The organism is Flavobacterium sp., assembly GCF_035299005.1.
Taxonomy (GTDB): Bacteria; Bacteroidota; Bacteroidia; order Flavobacteriales; family Flavobacteriaceae; genus Flavobacterium.
Map to the genome: position 1 here is coordinate 310,774 of NZ_DATGXL010000014.1, position 17,706 is coordinate 328,479.

Consider the following 17,706-nt stretch of genomic DNA (forward strand, 5'->3'; position numbering starts at 1 on the left):
CTAAATTCAAGCCTTTTTCTTTGGACTAAACTTTGTAACTTTGAACTTTAATTTTTCAAACACTGAAATGAACTATACAACACTACCAAATACCCAACTAAAAGTCAGTAAAATCTGCTTAGGAACAATGACTTTTGGGAATCAAAATACCGAAAGTGAATCACACAACCAACTTGATTACGCTGTTGAAAAAGGAATTAATTTTATTGATACTGCCGAGATGTATCCTATTGGCGGAAATGCTCAAATCTTTGGAAGTACTGAGCGTTACATCGGAACTTGGATTAAGAAAATTGGTGCTTCAGAAAGAGAAAAATTGGTTTTAGCTACCAAAATTGCTGGGCCAAATCGTGGAATGGAATACATTCGTCAGCCGTTAGATTTTTCAAAGAAAAGCATTCATGAAGCGGTAGAATTGAGTTTAAAATACCTTCAAACCGATTATATCGATTTATATCAAATGCATTGGCCAGAGCGCGTGATGAACATGTTTCAAAAACGAGGCGTTCAAGAATTAGACCCAAAATGGCAAGATAATATTTTTGATGTTTTAACGGTTTATGATGGATTGATTAAAGAAGGAAAAATCAAACATATTGGTCTTTCAAATGAGAATCCGTGGGGCGTAATGCGTTTTTTAATGGAAAGCGAAAAACACGGCTTGCCAAGAATTGCAACGATACAAAATCCATTTTCTCTATTAAATCGCTTATATGAAGTTGGTTTATCAGAAATTGGAATGCGAGAAAATGTTGGATTATTAGCCTATTCTCCGTTAGGTTTCGGGTTTTTATCTGGGAAATATTTGAACGGTTATCCCGAAAATTCGCGCATGAAATTGTTTCCTAATTTTGTTCGTTATACCAATGAAAATTGCTTCAAAGCAACCCTATTATACAAAGAATTAGCTGAAGCCAACGGTTTAACGTTAACGCAGATGGCAATTGCATTTGTACATCGTCAACAATTTGTGACTTCAACGATAATTGGAGCTACAACTATGGAACAATTGCAAGAAAACATTCAAGCTTTCGATACTGTTTTATCAGACGAAATCATTGCTGAAATTGAAAAAATTCAGGAATTAATTCCAAATCCAGCACCATAAATGGTTTTAAATTAGTTATTCAATAATTAATTTTGTTGTATAATTGGTTCCATTAGTGGTTTCAACAGAAACCAAGTAGATTCCTTTTGACAAGGATGCTGTGGTAATGGTGTTTTCAGGATTTGTACTTACTTGTTTGGTAAAAAGTAATTTTCCGGTTAAATCAATTATATCAATTTTTGTTGCCAAATTAACGGTCGAACCTTTTATGGTAAACGATTCTTTGGCTGGATTTGGGAATAACGAAAACCCATTAGTTTCAAAATCAGAACTACTTAAAGACGAATCGATTATTTTATAAATTGTTCCCGATGAAATTCCTGCGATATATAATTCTCCATTCACATCTTCTCCAAAAGTTACAAAGTTATTTCCCGAAAATGAAGTAGTAGTTGTTATGACTCCAGCACTGTTAACCATTCTAATTTTGTCATCGCAATAATCTGTAAAAAAATATTTGTTTTGAAAATTTGGATAGGTTGAACCTGTATAAAAATAGCCACCAGTTACTGAACAAGCTCCGCCAGAGCGTGCATATTGAGCAAATGGAAATGTCATAGTGCTTGAAGGCGCACAACCTGAAGTATTGTAAGTTGAATTTCCTTCGTAACATCTCCAACCAAAATTAATTCCAGTATTTGGTAAAGGGTTTGCAACTTTATTAATTTCTTCAACAGAGCTTTGCCCCACATCAGCAATCCATAAATCACCATTTAATCTGTTGAATGAAAATTTCCAGGGGTTTCTTAATCCTGTAGCCAAAATTTCTCCTAAACCAGATTGTCCAAAATAAGGATTTGTTGCTGGAATTGTATAAAAAGGTGCAATTGTTGAGTTTACATCAATACGCAACATTTTACCAAGAAATACTCTTGTAGGAAATGATGCATTTATAGTTAAGTTTTGAGCGTATCCTTCTGGATCGCCACCGCTACCACCATCACCCATAGCAATGTATAAATAGCCATCGGAGCCAAATTTTATGCTACCACCATTGTGATTGGAATAAGGTTGAGATATTGTCATTAAAATTGTTGCTGTGGTGTTGGCAATATCTGGGTTTCCAGAATTTACAGAATATCTTGCAATAACTGTATTCCCAGAAATGTTTGTATAGTTGACAAAGAAATAGCCATTTGTAGTATAGTTAGGATGAAAAGCTAAACCTAATAATCCACGTTCTCCATCTGAAGAAATTAGGGTAGAAATGTTTAAAAATGGAGTTGTATTTACCGTTCCGTTTGTATTTAATATTCTAATTAATCCACCTTTTTGAACAACAAATAAGCGTGAATCTCCAGCGTTTGTAATTTCAACTGGGCTATCAAAACCAGTTGCAAATGACTGTAAAGTGATGGTTTGAGACTGTCCAAAAAATGACATCATCATTAAACTGAAAAGTAGAATTATTTTCATAATGGGTAGTTTTGAATTCATAAATTTAAGAAATATTATTCAAACTAATTCATTTTCAGCAATTTACATTCATAAAATAAAAAGCGTAAAGAATTTTCACACTCTTTACGCTTTTATTCACTAGGGTTAGTGATTATAAATTATCTATAAATTTATCCTTTGGATATTTGACTTTATAACTGATTCTGAATTTCTTAGTTTCTCCAGCACTCAGTTTTACATCCCACGTTAGAATTCCTGTTTCTGCATTTACTTTTGCTTTTCCGCTTTCTAACAATTCTATTGTAATTTCTTTATCAGTGCTAATTGGATATTGGTCTTTTAACAACATTTCGATCGCTTCTTTTTTGTTGTTTTTTACCGTAATATCATAAGTAAACGTTTGTTCTTTATAACCTGATAAGAATTTTGTTCCTGATTTATCAGCTATTTTTTCACGTTTGATAGCGATTTTTTTATCTCTTCCCATACTCAAATTCAATGTGTCTGAAGTTTGATTTGGATTGATTATGGTTTTACCCACATACATTCCTTCGAAGATTATATTCGCTTCTCCAAGCAATAAATTGAATTTAGAATAGTCACTAATTTCTGCTAATAAGAAGGCTTCTTTTTCTGCTTTTGGAACCGCATAATATTTGTAAGTTGCTGGTAACTTCAAATCTTTCAAGGCTACACTATGTGCTTTTCCATTTGATAAAATGTCATATGGAATATCAATGTCAAAAGATACATTTAATTGGTTTTCATTAATTGTGGTGTAGTTTGATATTGAAGCTTGTGGTGCAGCATCTTTTCTTTTAATTCCATAAGCTGTAACTACAACTTCATTCATTTTAGCATCATCATTCTCATATCCATAATTTGGATATCCATATCGTAAAAACCAAGCTTGTAAAATAGGAGCCGTGTTATTTTGATTTGGATTACCGCTTGAAAGTGTTAGTTTCACTTTTTTCCAATCAATTCCAGTGTTTTGCACTACTTTTGCTTTATACATTAAGTTGATTGGTGCATTTACGTTATCGGCGCGTAGATCATAAAAAGGTGACCAAGAAGCATTTGCTGTAATGTAGTTAATGTCCAAATTTATTGAGCTCGCCACATCGGTCATTACTTGTAAAACCAATTTACCTTGTGAAGTTTTTTCTTCTTTCTGTGTATTCAATTCTAGTTTAGCATTTAGCTTGGCTAGCTTTTCATTGAGTTGTGTTTCTTTTTCATACAGAGCGTTTACTAAATTGCTCAATTGATTTCTTTTTGAACTATAATAATCTACAAGTTTCATCAATTCTGCAACACTTAAACCCGTGTCTTGACCGGCAACATTTTGGTTCTTATCTAATAAATCAATAGTTTTAGAATACGATACTTTTTCATTTGCTATTTTTCCCATTTCTTTTTGTAGCAGTAGTATACTATCGCGAACTTTTTTTATCATCGGATTACTTTCGTCGATTTCATATTCTGAAATAAAATTTCTGGTAAATTGAACCGAAAGTACGGTAACATTTGCTGGCGCACCAATTTGTATGGTGTTTTCGTTTACATAATCTGCCACATTTTTAATTACAATTTCGCTAGTCCCAGAAGGAATTGTAGCTGAGGCTGTGTGGTTTAATTCAGCCGAATTACTATAAATTGTGGCGCTTTTAATTTTAGCGGAAGTAAAAATAGGTTTTTGGGCAAATGTTATTGCAGAAACCAGAACGATTAATACTGAAAATATTTTTTTCATTTGATATAGTTTTTAATTAATTCTTTTTAAATAATAATTGGTTTTTCTGAACCAACTCGATTGATTTCCGTTAGGATAACTGTGAATGTATTGTAAAGTAATATGATTGTTTTTTAGAAATATAATTGTGAATTTTCCGTTTAAAGGAGCGCCTCTATTCATATAAGACAATTCGGACGGAATTTGATTAAATAGAATTTCTTTTTGACCAATTGTTTGAAAAAAGTCTTTTAAATCTTTACCAGTAACTATATTGTTCCGTTTTCCAATGTACAAGTTATTTATGTTATGAGGATTATTTGGCATTGATTCTTGCCATCCTGTTTGGTGCAAATATAAAAGTTCCCATTTTGAATCAGTAGATATGGAATCAATATCTGCAGGAATCGAAATTTCTTCAATAATTTTTATGTGTTTGGAAATAGAATCATTTTTTGTAGCCAGATTTAGTTTTTTTTCAAATAAGAAACGCTCTTCTGTCACTTCTTGTGAAAATGATGTTATTGAGGTTAACAAAAAGAAAGTTAAAATTGTTTTTTTCATCTCTATAAACTTTATTGTTTCTTATATAGAGTGAAATAAAATTAAAAAGGTTGGAATGAAAAGAAAATTATTTTTTACAATTCAAAAAAGTTTCTATTTCTCTTAATGATGTTTTAGAGACCGGAATCATCTCATCAATAAATTTAACCTTTATAGTTGCTTTTCTGTTTCGCATTTCAAGGTTTATTACTTTATCAATATTAACGATATAAGAGCGATGAATTCTTTTCATTTTTTCAATCGTCTCCAATTGTTCTCCGATTATTGAAAAACTATTTCTAATAATATTCTTCTCAATATGGTTTTCATGATTTAAATAATAAACAAGAACATAATTACCAAAAGCTTCTATTAACACTAAATCATCAATATCTAAAATAATTTTTTCGTACTTATTTTTTCCTTCTAAAATAATTTTTTGGGTTTTTTCAACACTGCCTTTTATTGCTTTTTGCTTATGATATTGATAAAAATCTAAAAAAATGATGATTAAAAAATTTACAATTCCCACAAAACACATATAATAGTACAATCTTCCGTCATGAACAAAATTATCGTTATAATTACTATCAATTGTTTCTATGTAGAATATATTAAAAAGAAGTATGAATACTGTTACTAACACTAAGATTAGTAAAAAAGCTGAAATATCTTTCCATAAATTCCAATTTTTACTATTAATAATTGTAGAAAATAGCGCATAATAAATAAAAAAAGAAATGCCAGCAATTAATGAATAGGCTAAAATAAAATGATGTTTCCAAGCTATGGTTCTAACTGGATTTCCAAAAGCTTCAAAATGTAATAAAACAAAAGTAATTGTAAATATAATTAACGAAGTTAAAACAGGCTTTCGATAAGAAAATTCAACAGAAGTTTTCATCAATTAATTTTTATAAATACAAAAATAGCAGAAAGATAGAAATGACTTCAAACTTTCTGCTATTTTAACTATATAAAAGTTATCTTATTCGTTTTATTACTATGCTAGATGTGCCTAATGCATCAAAAGTTATAGTGGCACTACTTCCATCTCTATATGAGCGTAATCGTAAAACATCATTGGAATTTATTATCATATACTGAGTAAAATGAACTGAAAAAGTGCCATTACTTCCTGAATCTTCTGGCGCTAATCCTCGGATATTTTCTCCCGTATCGACTCCATTAATATTTAATCGCAAATTCAAATAACGTTCAATTGAAGAACAATCCAAAGACAAATTACATGTTACTTCATACAAACCTGTTTCAGTGATTCTTAAATCGGTATTGTTGATTTTTTGAAACAATGTTGTTTCTTCGTTCCAATCCATAGTATTAAAAATGTCAACATAAACTCCGCCAGAAGTGGAAAAATTTGTTGTAGTTGAATTATTTCTAAACTTAACTGTTTTATTAATTTTGGTATCCGCAATTGCTCGCCATTCGATACCATCCCAATAATAAAAACCAGGAACAACATTATAAGGAAATGTTCCAGAAGTACTTGTATTAAAAACTAAAGTTCCTGTTGGTGGGGTTGCAGAAACAGGAGTCACAACATTTCTAGACGTCAGTGCAATTCTGGGTATTAATACTCCTGAATTAGTGCTTTCAACTTTAAATTGTACGCCATTTTCAATAGTTGTTGTTCCAATAGCTACTTGAGAAAAAACAATATTATTTACCAATAAAGTACTTAGAAAAAGAGTTGTAGAGAGAATTTTTTTCATAATATATGTATTTTATGCAAAAATACTATACAGAAAACTGACAGCAGGAAAATCAAGATATTTTACACGAAATTGCCAATATTTTACACGAAATTGTAAATTTTTTAAATAAAAAAACGGCCTTTAATTACTCTTAAAAGCCGTATTAAGTATATGTAAATTTAACTATACAATTCCTTGAGATAACATCGCGTCAGCTACTTTTACAAATCCAGCAATATTAGCTCCTTTTACATAATCTATGTAACCATCTGGATTTTTACCATATTTTACACATGACTCGTGAATATTGCTCATGATTTTATGCAAACGCTCATCTACTTCTTCGGTTGTCCAACTTAATCGTAATGAGTTTTGCGACATTTCTAGACCAGATGTGGCAACACCTCCCGCATTTGATGCTTTTCCTGGAGCAAATAATATTTTTGCTTTTTGAAATACTTCAATTGCTTCTGGAGTTGATGGCATATTTGCTCCTTCTGCAACACACATACATCCATTTTCAATTAACTTTTGAGCTTCCTCTCCATTCAATTCATTTTGAGTTGCACAAGGCAAAGCAATATCACATTTTACCTCCCATGGATCTTTTCCTGCAAAAAAATGTGCATTAGGATATTTGTTCAAATAAGCAGAGATTCTACCGTAATTTACATTTTTAATTTCCATAATGTAAGCTAATTTTTCAGCGTCAATTCCATCTGCATCATATATATATCCTGAAGAATCTGAAGCGGTAACCACTTTTGCGCCCAATTGTGTAGCTTTTTCAATTGCATACTGAGCCACATTTCCCGAACCAGAAACCAAAACAGTTTTACCTGTTATAGATTCATTTCTAGTTGCTAACATGTTTTGTGCAAAATAAACCGTTCCATATCCAGTAGCTTCAGGACGAATAAGTGATCCTCCAAATGAAATTCCTTTACCTGTTAAAACCCCCGTAAACTCATTTCTTAATTTTTTATATTGTCCAAACAAATAACCTACTTCTCTACCTCCAACACCAATATCTCCCGCAGGAACATCAGTATCTGAACCAATATGTCTATATAATTCTGCCATAAAAGCTTGGCAAAAACTCATGATTTCCGTATCTGATTTCCCTTTTGGATCAAAATCTGAACCTCCTTTTCCTCCACCCATTGGAAGTGTTGTCAAACTATTTTTAAAAACTTGCTCAAAAGCTAAAAATTTCAAAATACTTAAGTTTACCGATGGGTGAAACCGTAATCCCCCTTTATAAGGCCCAATTGCTGAATTCATTTGAATACGGTAACCTTTGTTTAATCTGGTTTTTCTAGCATCATCTAACCATGCTACCCTAAACATTACAACCCTTTCTGGCTCGACCATTCGCTCTAAAAGCATCTTATCTTGATACTTTTTGTTGTTTTCAATAAAAGGGATTACTGTTTCTGCAACTTCTTTAACAGCTTGCAAAAATTCTGGTTCGTTTGGATTTCTTTCTGCAACTGCAGCGACAAAATCATGAATTTGTTGTGACATCTTGGAAACTAGTTTTGTGTTGATTTATTATAAAATTATCATTAATAGATAACTGTCATTCAAAATTACGCAATTAAATTAATTTTATTTGTGAATTTCATAAATTTATTCGCTCCAAGATTCTATTTTAAGACAAAAAAACCAGAACTAAATTCTGGTTTAAATTTTTAAAGTATTACTTTTAAAAGCTGCTTTTTCTTTCCTTTTCGACCAATAAAGAAAATAGAATTTTTAGAAATAGCACCGTTAGAAACCATGAAAGGAACTTCATTATCCTTATCATCTAAAATTTCTTGAAAATCAAAATTTCCATCGGGAGTAATTCTAATTACATTAAGGTTTGATTTTTTTGTACTTGTTTGTCCAAATTGAATTCTATCATTGCTTAATTTTTTTACTTTTTCACCTGTATTAATAAAAAAGTAAGTGTCATTTCCTTTAATTGTTGAAGTATATGAAATATATGAATCGTCACCACCTGTTGATTGGCGCTTGTTGATATTTCTAGCCCAAATAATACTTCCATCATTTGCTATTTTAGCGCTTACAATATCGTCATAGTGGTATACATATGTCCAATAACCACCGCCTCCATTTGGATTCATGTGATAATGTGATGTAATATAATATTCTTCAGCATTAAAAACAATTTCATTATGTTCTGTTATCAAAACACCTCTAAATGATAAATTTTTCAATTCTTTATCTTTACTTTTTCCATATTTATCAATTATAAATTGTTCGGTAAACGGATTAAATTTTGATTTACGAATTGCTAAAGTAATAGGGTCTAATTCAAAATAACTGATTCCTTTATAACGATAATCTTTTTTATCTGAATAAAATCCAATACATGTAAGTTTGTCTTCAAAAACAATCGTTTTCAAGGAACCCGAAAAATGTTCATCTGTGTCAAAAACCTGAGTTGCTTGACCTTCTTTACTTATTCTGGTCAATTCATATTGGTATTTTCCGCCTTCTTTTTTCTTCTTTTTTTCTTCAGTAAATACTTTTCCTAAAAGATAAAGATTGTTTCCGTCTTTAGAAACATCAATATTTTCATATTTGAATTTTTTATCTTTAATATCTCTTTTGAATTGGTGATCAATTCTTTTATTCAACTTATTATCAAATAAATAGACTTTATGTGTTTCTACATCTTTATTCTTAATATCAATTGTGATTGCAAAAGCGGTTTTGTCTTCATTCATTATAAAATTAGTTCCTGAATCACTATCAAATTGACTCGTTCCAAACCATTGCGATTTCACTACATCCTCACTAGCAATTCTAAAAAGTTCTTTTTTTGAGAAATTAAACTCATTAATACTTGAAGATAAAGCAGAACAAACAAACGCTTTTTCATTTGAATTATAAACAATATCAATTAGGTTAACTTCGGTTCCATTCATAATCACACCTATAATTGTTCCGTATTTTTCAACATCAGAGCGTTTCATTTCATACTCATATTCTTTAATTAATTTCAGATTTGAGTCATAATGTTCAAAGTAATATCCTGCCCCAGAAGAAAAAATACCACCAGCATAACTTCTTACAATAAAAACACCTCCATTTCCATCGTCTTCTACTAAGGAAATATAAGAATGCTTGTATTCGTCTTTAAAAACGTCGCTTTTAATAATGCTATTAGGAATTTCTTGCGCATAAAACATTGTAAATGATAGGCATATATATAAAATCGTAATAATTTTTTTCATCTTTATAGATTCGTTTTAAATGTTTACGTAATTATTTCCCAGAAAAATTTGCTTTCCTTTTTTCTAAAAATGCTGTAGTTCCTTCTTTAAAATCTTCTGTTCCAAAAGAAAGACCAAAGTTTTTAATTTCTACTTCATAACCATTTGTTCCGTCTTCAAAATTAGCATTAATTGCTTCAATTGCTTTTGCGATAGCCACGCTCGAATTGCTTGCGATTTTTGATGCAATACCTTTTGTGAAATCTAATAATTCTTCTTGTGCAACAACATGATTCACTAATCCGTAATTTTTAGCGGTTTCTGCATCAATCATTGTTGCTGTCATGATTAGTTCCATAGCACGTCCTTTTCCTACCAACTGCGCTAAACGTTGTGTTCCTCCATAACCTGGAATTACACCTAAAGTAACTTCTGGTAATCCCATTTTTGCATTTGTTGAAGCTGTTCTAAAATGACAAGCCATTGCTAATTCTAATCCGCCACCAAGAGCAAACCCATTAACAGCAGCAATAACTGGTGTGCTTAAATTTTGTACAAAGTCAAACAATAATTCTTGTCCTTGAGCAGCTAATTTTCCACCTTCTTCAACAGAAAAATTAGCAAATTCTGAAATGTCAGCTCCTGCAACAAATGCTTTTTCACCACTTCCAGTAATTATAATTGCTTTTACTGATTTGTCTTCATTTAATGTTTTAAATGCATCGTGTAACTCATGAATTGTAGCTTTGTTTAATGCGTTCAATTTTGTGGGTCTATTAATGGTAATAACCGCAATATTGTCTTGTTTTTCAATTAAAATGTTTTCCATTATTGTATTTTTTATTGTTTATTTATTGGGAATGAAACTAAAAATTCAGTTCCTATATTTAATTCAGATTCAAAAGTAATTGTTCCGTTGTAATTCTCGATAATGTTTTTAATAATTGCCAACCCTAGTCCCATTCCACTAGATTTTGTGGTAAATTTTGGTTCAAAAATTCGAGCGGCATTTTCTTCTGAAATTCCTTTTCCGTTATCTTTTACAGCGATTTTTACTTGATTGTCTTCTCTAAAAACGGTGACAAATACCGATTTCTTTTCTTGTTCTTCAGGAATCGCTTGAATTGCATTTTTTACCAAATTAGTTATTACACGAATTAGTTGGGTTTTATCTAATTTGGCGATAATTTCATCCTCCAAAGCAGAAAACTGAATGCAATCCTCGTTAAAAATTTCCAATGCCATTTGTACTACATTTACAACATTTAGTGTTTCATTTTGTTGAGCTGGCATACTTGCAAAATTAGAAAACGCATTTGCAACCGAACTCATAGTATCAATTTGCTGTAGAATAGTTTTGGTGTAATCATCTAGTTTTTTAGTAATATTTTCATCGTTTGCATCAAATTTTCGCTGAAAACTTTGTACAGTCAAACGCATTGGCGTAAGTGGATTCTTAATTTCATGTGCTACTTGCTTAGCCATTTCGCGCCAAGCTTGTTCTCTTTCGCTTTGTGCTAAAATGGTGGCACTTTCTTCTAACTTATCCACCATGTTATTGTACGATTTAATCAAAAGATTTATTTCTCTACTTCCATCTTCAATAACAATTTTTTCATTGCGTTGGTCTAGTTGTGTCTCTTGCATTTTATCGCTAATAATTTTAAGCGATTTAGTAATATAGCTCGATAAAAAATAAGATAAAACAATAGAAATCAAAAACATAAAAGCATATACTTGACCAAAACGAATCAAGAAATTTTGTACTTCATTATCATAAAAAGCAGTATCTTCTTCATAAGGTAAATTCAAAATTCCAAGAGGCTTGAATTTGGTGTCTTTCAAATAAGTGTAAGAAGATCGAAAAGGTTGTCCGTCAATAGTTGAAAATTCGATATATCTTTTTTCTAATGAAGCTTGCAAAATTTTAAGTGTAGCTTCATTAATTTTAGGTTTGTCTTTGTCAATTTTAAAAATTGCTTTTGATGAAATTAATAGTTTCCCTTTTAAATCAAAAATATTAATTTCCATGCTGTGAATATCTGCTAATTCAAAGATTTTTTCTTTAAAAATTAATGGAACATTTTCTGTGGTTAAAGGATAAGTTGTGGTTTGTAAAACATAATTTATATGCTCAGCAATTGCTGTTTCTTTGCGCTCTAATCGGTCTTGGTGATACTCTCTAGCTTCTTTTCGAAATTGATAGATAGACACCGTTGCAATTAACACCGACGCAATTAACGTTAAGAATATCATGGATAGAAATATTCTTACTCGAAGTGAAAGGTTTTTTATATTAAAAATTCTATCCATTTTATGATTTTAGTTCAAAACAAAGTTATTGTTTTTCTCTAATTCGCTTATATAATTTATAACCAAGCATTAAAAGCATTGAAAAAATAATAATTCCAATTACTCCAAAAAACCAGTTGATTGCATTTTTTAAAATTACTAAAAAAACAACTGCAAAAAGAATAATTGTTGCGCCTTCATTCCAAATTCTAAAAAACCCTGAAGAGTGTTTGACCTCATCTTTTTGTAATTGTTTAAATATTTGATGACATTTTAAATGATACAAATACAATAATAATACAAAAACTAATTTTACATGCATCCAAGGCATTTGCAACCAAGATTGTCCTAATGGTGTAAAAAATAACATCCAAAAAGCAAAAATACTCGCCAAAACTGCACTTGGCCAGGTAATAATATACCACAATCGGTATTGCATTAATTGGTATTGCTTGATTAAAACATCTTGCTCCGATTGCGGTTTTTGTTTGGCTTCTGCATGATATACAAATAAACGAACAATGTAGAATAATCCCGCAAACCAAGTGATTACAAAGATTAAATGTAGTGATTTTAAGTAGTTGTAAAGTTCCATGTTATTATTTAATTTAGTTAACATCAGGAAAACAATCTAATGTAAATTTTACTATTCTGTTTTGGAGTTTTGTAGAGCTGTTTTTTATCATTTCAGCTTGCATCTTTTTTCTAATTAGTTTTGGCTTTTTATAATCGTCGGTTTCATAGAATCCACTATAAGAAATAATATCTGTCCAATTTGAATATCTAGTTTTACTGGTGTCAGAATCCAAGAAATTAAATAATTCTCCTGGAAACTTTTCAGCATATTTTCTTGCAGGAATTCCGGAATATTCGGCTAGAGCACCATCAGATATTTCAATGGTTTTATCCAAAATCCATCGATAAAAAGGTCTTAATTTTTTATCATTTGTAGAGGATAAGTCTAAAAGATTTTCTGTTAAATAGTCATCTGTTGGTCGGTATTTTCCATAATAAAATGCAATTGCCAAGGAGTCACAATTTTTGTTTTCAATATAAAATTTTACTGGCTTTCCTTCTATAGAATCAACTTCAATATTATGTGTTAAATGAAATCCTACTTGATAATTATCATTAGTTGAAGGTTTTTGTTCAGGTCTTATTTTTATTGTTGAATCCAAAATTTTACTTTCTAATGCTTTAATATCAGAATCTTTTTTCTGAGAACAAGAAAAAAGAATAAAACTCAAAAGAATCAAAAAGTAATTTTTCATGTTATTTCTATTTTCTTTTAAAATCCTCAATCCAATTTGCAACCACACCACACCATTCATCTTCATCATTTAAACATGGAATTGCCATAAATTCCTCACCACCATGATGTAAAAATTGTTCATTGGCTTCCATTGCAATTTCTTCTAAAGTTTCTAAACAATCGGCAACAAAAGCTGGCGTTACAACCGCTAATTTCTTAATGCCTTGTTCTGGCATTTTGTTGATTTCTACATCAGTATAAGGTGTTAACCATTTATCACCTGCCAAACGAGATTGAAAGGTCTGACTGTATTTTCCATCCGGTATTCCTAATAATTTTACGACTTGTTTTGTGGTTTCGTAACATTGATGACGGTAACAAAATTCGTGTGCTGGCGAAGGCGTGCTACAACACGATCCGTCTATTGCACAATGTGATTTTGTTACATCTGTTTTACGAATATGACGTTTTGGAATTCCGTGATATGAAAATAATAAATGATCATAATCAAATCCTTCCAAGTGTTTCTTAATTGAATTTGCAAGTGCCTGAATAAAATCGGGTTTGTTATAAAATGCTGGCACATTGGTAAATGTCATTTCTGGAAAATGCTTCTGGCGTAATTCCTCAGCTAAAACAACAATTGTAGTGGTTGAAGCCATCGCATGTTGTGGATATAAAGGTAAAAGCATTACTTCGGTCACTCCTTTGTCTTTTAATTCTTGTAATCCTTTTTGAATGGTCATAGTTCCATAGCGCATGGCTAAAGCAACTGGAACATCAACCAATTTTTGAACTTTTTCGTGCATTTTTTTAGAAATCACAATTAAAGGAGAACCTTCGCTGGTCCAAATTCTAGCATAAGCTTCTGCTGATTTTTTTGGACGCGTTTGCAAAATAATTCCTCTAACTAACAAAGCTCGTAGTAAAAATGGAACATCTATGACATATTTATCCATTAAAAATTCATCTAAATACGGCTTTACATCTTTTGCTGTTGGACTTTCTGGTGAACCTAAATTTACTAATAATACTCCTTTCATATGGCAATTTATTTTTTTATAAAAGTATATAATCTACTTTTTTTACTTTTTAATATTGTTATTTTTTATTGATGGTATGATATACGAAATTGATACTAATTGGTTTTACACATTAGTATTCAAATTCATCAAATATTTCTTTGGAGTCGTGCCAAATTTTTTCTTAAACGCTGCAATAAAATGACTTCCTGTGCTATAACCAATTTTTAATCCTACTTCATTTACATTATATGAACCACTATCAAGTAATTGACGGGCATAATCCATTTTGTAATCAAACAAAAAACCATAGACTGTATCTCCGTAAATTTGTTTGAAACCCATTTTTAACTTTTTAAGGCTTAGCCCTACTTGCTCTGAAAGTTCTTCTAATCCTGGAGGTTCGGCCATGTTTTGAATGATAATTTCTTTGGCCTTTTTGATTTTTAACACATTTTCTTCATCAATTAAAAACGGACATTGTTCTGCATTAGGATCTTCGGAACGATTGAAATACAAACTCAATAATTCATACCCTTTTCCTTTGTAGTATAAATTTTTAATAGATGGATTCAAATTATAATGAAACAATTGACTTAACACAATAGCCATTGACGGGCTAATATCTGTTTCTTTATAATATTTTTTATCTTTATTGTCATCACTTAAAAACGGAATATTCTCTGCTTCGGAAGAAAACAAACCATGAAACTTTTTAATGGAAATAATAACAGAAATCACCCAAGTATTTGGTGCTAATTCTAAATGTAGCGGCAATTCTTTTTGCGGATTATAAAATAAAAGTGCCTTTTCTTCTCTTAAATCCAAAGCATAATTTCCTTGATTAAATATAAATTTTCCCTTCCCTTTAATTCCAAAATGGAACTGAATAAGTCCTTGACTTACAGGTCGTTCAACTTTATAAACCGAAGTCCCATCGTTTTGAAAACGTAATAAGATAAAGTCATTTTCAATTTTTATTTCTTCTTGAGAACCCATAGCGATATTTTTTCGTATATAATTTCAAAACAAAATCAAATTATTATTTAGAATTATTCTACATAAGAAGATTCTAAACAGTTGATTTTGCTACAAATTTAAAAGAAATAACGCGAAAAAGACAATTATTATACAAAATATCTTTGAGCGACATAAAAAGTCCTTTAAGCGTTACTTTTATAAATTGTTTACTAATAATTTTGTTAAACTTTTAGGGAAGAGTATAAAATATGGAAAACAACACATTTGCAAAGCATCCTACTTTCTATGCTGTTGGCTTGAGTTATAAAAAAGCCGACGCAGAAATGAGAGGTAAGTTTAGTTTAGATGAAAAATCTAAAATAAACTTATTACATCAAGCAAAAGAAGAAGGCTTAGAAAGTTTAGTGGTTACCTCAACATGTAATCGTACCGAAATATATGGCTTTGCACAACATCCATTTCAATTAATCAAATTACTTTGCGAAAATAGTCAAGGAACTGTTGAAGATTTTCAGAGAGTTGCATTTGTATATAAAAATCACGAAGCTATTTCACACATGTTTCGAGTAGGAACTGGTTTAGATAGTCAAATCTTAGGCGATTTTGAGATTATCAGCCAACTTAAAAATGCATTTGTTCAAAGTAAGGAACTTCAATTAGTAAATTCGTTTTTAGAGCGTTTAGTAAATGCAGTAATTCAAGCCAGTAAAAAAATAAAAACTGAAACCGAAATTTCTTCTGGTGCAACTTCTGTTTCTTTTGCATCGGTACAATATATTTTTAAAAATGTAGAAGACATTGCTTCAAAAAACATTTTACTTTTTGGTACAGGAAAAATAGGAAGAAATACTTGTGAAAACTTAGTAAAACACACCAAACACGAACAAATTACATTAATTAATAGAACCAAAGATAAAGCTGAAAAAATTGCAAAAAAATTAAATGTAATTGTAAAAGATTATGCAGATTTGCAATTAGAGCTTCAAAAAGCTGACGTTGTTGTTGTAGCTACAGGAGCACAAAACCCTACTGTTGATAAAGCTATTTTAAATCTAAAGAAACCACTTTTAATTCTTGATTTATCTATTCCAAAAAATGTACATGAAAATGTAAAAGATTTGGAAGATGTAACTTTAGTCCATATGGATCAACTGGCACAAATAACAGATGAAACATTAGAAAACAGAAAAAAACATATTCCTGCAGCAGAAGCTATTATCGAAGAAATAAAAGATGAATTTATTGCTTGGACGAAACAACGCAAATTTGCCCCAACAATTCACGCATTAAAAGCAAAATTAAATTCAATTAAAGACGGAGAATTAAATTTTCAACGAAAAAAAATAGCTAATTTTGACGAAGAACAAGCTGAATTAATTAGCGCTCGCATTATTCAAAAAATCACTAACCATTTTGCAAATCATCTAAAAGATGACGAAACAATGGTAGATGAAAGTATTGAATGGATTGAAAAAATTTTCCAAATTGAAACGCTTGCAAAATAATGAATAAAACAATTCGAATAGGAACTCGTGATAGCGAGCTAGCTCTTTGGCAAGCACACACTGTTCAAAAAAAACTAAATGATTTAGGCTATAAAACAGAAATTGTAGCTGTAAAATCACAAGGAGATATTATCCTTGACAAACCGCTATATGAACTTGGTATTACAGGAATTTTCACCAAAACATTAGACATTGCTATGCTGAATGGACAAGTAGATATTGCGGTTCATTCAATGAAAGACGTTCCTACAGCATTACCTATTGGAATTATTCAAGCAGCCGTTTTAGAAAGGGCCAACACACTTGATATTTTAGTTCACAAAGGCAATTTAGATTTTTTACAATCAAATGGAACGATTGCTACAGGGAGTCTTCGCAGACAAGCACAATGGCTGAATAAATATTCCAATCATAAAGTGGTTGATTTACGTGGTAATGTAAACACCCGCATGCAAAAACTAAACGAAAGCGATTGGAACGGAGCTGTTTTTGCAGCTGCTGGTTTAGAAAGAATAAACTTAAAACCAGATAGTTTTATCAATTTAGATTGGATGATTCCTGCTCCTGCACAAGGCGCAATGGTAGTGGTTGCCATGGCAAACGACAATTACACTATAGAAGCCGTTTCTCAATTAAATCACATAGAAACTGAAATTTGTACTTATATCGAAAGACAATTTTTAAAAACACTCGAAGGAGGTTGTACCGCGCCTATTGGAGCTATCGCAATTTATAATGAGGAGGATGATATGATTGATTTCAAAGGTGTATTACTCTCTATTGATGGGAAAGAAAAATTAGCAATTGAAACAAAAGTTGATGTTTCTGAATGGAAAAAACTAGGATTTAATTCAGCGCAAGAGATTTTAGATAATGGTGGTACTCAATTAATGGAAAAAATTAGAACCGTCTTAAAAAAATAGTT

The 17,706-nt window shown here is 30.8% G+C and carries 16 protein-coding genes; 3 read left to right on the forward strand and 13 right to left on the reverse strand.

Annotation, left to right across the window (positions count from 1 at the left end; translation table 11 throughout):
- Positions 1-67: 67 nt before the first annotated feature.
- Positions 68-1,108, forward strand: coding sequence for an aldo/keto reductase (locus VK164_RS10285; RefSeq protein ID WP_324209252.1), 1,041 nt, complete (start codon positions 68-70; stop codon positions 1,106-1,108).
- 15 nt (positions 1,109-1,123) lie between these two features.
- On the opposite strand, the gene VK164_RS10290 is transcribed toward VK164_RS10285, so the two are convergent.
- The 13 genes from VK164_RS10290 to VK164_RS10350 all read right to left on the reverse strand — a co-directional run bounded on the left by VK164_RS10290 (position 1,124) and on the right by VK164_RS10350 (position 15,294).
- Positions 1,124-2,524, reverse strand: coding sequence for a PQQ-dependent sugar dehydrogenase (locus VK164_RS10290; protein ID WP_324209253.1), 1,401 nt, complete (start codon positions 2,522-2,524; stop codon positions 1,124-1,126).
- A 133-nt stretch (positions 2,525-2,657) separates the two neighbouring features.
- Positions 2,658-4,262, reverse strand: coding sequence for a DUF4139 domain-containing protein (locus VK164_RS10295; protein ID WP_324209254.1), 1,605 nt, complete (start codon positions 4,260-4,262; stop codon positions 2,658-2,660).
- A 12-nt stretch (positions 4,263-4,274) separates the two neighbouring features.
- Entirely contained in the window at positions 4,275-4,805 is a 531-nt protein-coding gene (locus tag VK164_RS10300) for a hypothetical protein (RefSeq protein ID WP_324209255.1), read from the reverse strand.
- Positions 4,806-4,872: 67 nt separating this feature from the next.
- Positions 4,873-5,688, reverse strand: coding sequence for a LytTR family DNA-binding domain-containing protein (locus tag VK164_RS10305; protein WP_324209256.1), 816 nt, complete (start codon positions 5,686-5,688; stop codon positions 4,873-4,875).
- Between the two features lie 79 nt (positions 5,689-5,767).
- The gene (locus VK164_RS10310; RefSeq protein WP_324209257.1) at positions 5,768-6,520 is read right to left on the reverse strand and encodes a hypothetical protein; all 753 of its coding nucleotides are present in this window, start codon (positions 6,518-6,520) and stop codon (positions 5,768-5,770) included.
- Between the two features lie 165 nt (positions 6,521-6,685).
- A complete protein-coding gene (gene gdhA / locus VK164_RS10315) occupies positions 6,686-8,029 on the reverse strand; it encodes an NADP-specific glutamate dehydrogenase (protein WP_324209258.1) in 1,344 nt (447 codons plus the stop codon).
- 167 nt (positions 8,030-8,196) lie between these two features.
- The gene (locus VK164_RS10320; RefSeq protein WP_324209259.1) at positions 8,197-9,750 is read right to left on the reverse strand and encodes a hypothetical protein; all 1,554 of its coding nucleotides are present in this window, start codon (positions 9,748-9,750) and stop codon (positions 8,197-8,199) included.
- 31 nt (positions 9,751-9,781) lie between these two features.
- On the reverse strand, positions 9,782-10,558 hold the full coding sequence (locus VK164_RS10325; protein WP_324209260.1) for an enoyl-CoA hydratase/isomerase family protein: 777 nt from the start codon (positions 10,556-10,558) through the stop codon (positions 9,782-9,784).
- Between the two features lie 11 nt (positions 10,559-10,569).
- Positions 10,570-11,985, reverse strand: coding sequence for a sensor histidine kinase (locus VK164_RS10330; protein ID WP_414655551.1), 1,416 nt, complete (start codon positions 11,983-11,985; stop codon positions 10,570-10,572).
- Positions 11,986-12,067: 82 nt separating this feature from the next.
- Positions 12,068-12,616: a CopD family protein gene (locus tag VK164_RS10335; RefSeq protein ID WP_324209262.1), complete on the reverse strand. Its 549-nt coding sequence runs from the start codon at positions 12,614-12,616 to the stop codon at positions 12,068-12,070.
- 13 nt (positions 12,617-12,629) lie between these two features.
- Positions 12,630-13,292: a hypothetical protein gene (locus VK164_RS10340; protein ID WP_324209263.1), complete on the reverse strand. Its 663-nt coding sequence runs from the start codon at positions 13,290-13,292 to the stop codon at positions 12,630-12,632.
- A gap of 7 nt (positions 13,293-13,299) precedes the next feature.
- Entirely contained in the window at positions 13,300-14,316 is a 1,017-nt protein-coding gene (gene hemH, locus VK164_RS10345) for a ferrochelatase (RefSeq protein WP_324209264.1), read from the reverse strand.
- 105 nt (positions 14,317-14,421) lie between these two features.
- Complete coding sequence (locus tag VK164_RS10350) at positions 14,422-15,294, reverse strand: AraC family transcriptional regulator (protein WP_324209265.1); 873 nt, start codon at positions 15,292-15,294, stop codon at positions 14,422-14,424.
- A gap of 230 nt (positions 15,295-15,524) precedes the next feature.
- Here VK164_RS10350 and hemA point away from each other — a divergent pair, with 230 nt between their 5' ends.
- On the forward strand, positions 15,525-16,781 hold the full coding sequence (hemA, locus tag VK164_RS10355; protein WP_324209266.1) for a glutamyl-tRNA reductase: 1,257 nt from the start codon (positions 15,525-15,527) through the stop codon (positions 16,779-16,781).
- Positions 16,781-17,704 (forward strand): hydroxymethylbilane synthase, encoded by a 924-nt coding sequence (gene hemC / locus VK164_RS10360; protein ID WP_324209267.1) that lies wholly within the window; start codon positions 16,781-16,783, stop codon positions 17,702-17,704. Before hemA ends, hemC begins: the two co-directional genes overlap by 1 nt.
- The last annotated feature ends 2 nt before the right edge of the window (positions 17,705-17,706 follow it).

Bases quoted from the DNA above. Each gene is read 5' to 3' on its own strand.
- VK164_RS10285 (WP_324209252.1), top strand. From the start codon at position 68: ATGAACTATACAACACTACCAAATACCCAACTAAAAGTCAGTAAAATC.
- VK164_RS10290 (WP_324209253.1), bottom strand. From the start codon at position 2,524: ATGAAAATAATTCTACTTTTCAGTTTAATGATGATGTCATTTTTTGGA.
- VK164_RS10295 (WP_324209254.1), bottom strand. From the start codon at position 4,262: ATGAAAAAAATATTTTCAGTATTAATCGTTCTGGTTTCTGCAATAACA.
- VK164_RS10300 (WP_324209255.1), bottom strand. From the start codon at position 4,805: ATGAAAAAAACAATTTTAACTTTCTTTTTGTTAACCTCAATAACATCA.
- VK164_RS10305 (WP_324209256.1), bottom strand. From the start codon at position 5,688: ATGAAAACTTCTGTTGAATTTTCTTATCGAAAGCCTGTTTTAACTTCG.
- VK164_RS10310 (WP_324209257.1), bottom strand. From the start codon at position 6,520: ATGAAAAAAATTCTCTCTACAACTCTTTTTCTAAGTACTTTATTGGTA.
- gdhA (WP_324209258.1), bottom strand. From the start codon at position 8,029: ATGTCACAACAAATTCATGATTTTGTCGCTGCAGTTGCAGAAAGAAAT.
- VK164_RS10320 (WP_324209259.1), bottom strand. From the start codon at position 9,750: ATGAAAAAAATTATTACGATTTTATATATATGCCTATCATTTACAATG.
- VK164_RS10325 (WP_324209260.1), bottom strand. From the start codon at position 10,558: ATGGAAAACATTTTAATTGAAAAACAAGACAATATTGCGGTTATTACC.
- VK164_RS10330 (WP_414655551.1), bottom strand. From the start codon at position 11,985: ATGATATTCTTAACGTTAATTGCGTCGGTGTTAATTGCAACGGTGTCT.
- VK164_RS10335 (WP_324209262.1), bottom strand. From the start codon at position 12,616: ATGGAACTTTACAACTACTTAAAATCACTACATTTAATCTTTGTAATC.
- VK164_RS10340 (WP_324209263.1), bottom strand. From the start codon at position 13,292: ATGAAAAATTACTTTTTGATTCTTTTGAGTTTTATTCTTTTTTCTTGT.
- hemH (WP_324209264.1), bottom strand. From the start codon at position 14,316: ATGAAAGGAGTATTATTAGTAAATTTAGGTTCACCAGAAAGTCCAACA.
- VK164_RS10350 (WP_324209265.1), bottom strand. From the start codon at position 15,294: ATGGGTTCTCAAGAAGAAATAAAAATTGAAAATGACTTTATCTTATTA.
- hemA (WP_324209266.1), top strand. From the start codon at position 15,525: ATGGAAAACAACACATTTGCAAAGCATCCTACTTTCTATGCTGTTGGC.
- hemC (WP_324209267.1), top strand. From the start codon at position 16,781: ATGAATAAAACAATTCGAATAGGAACTCGTGATAGCGAGCTAGCTCTT.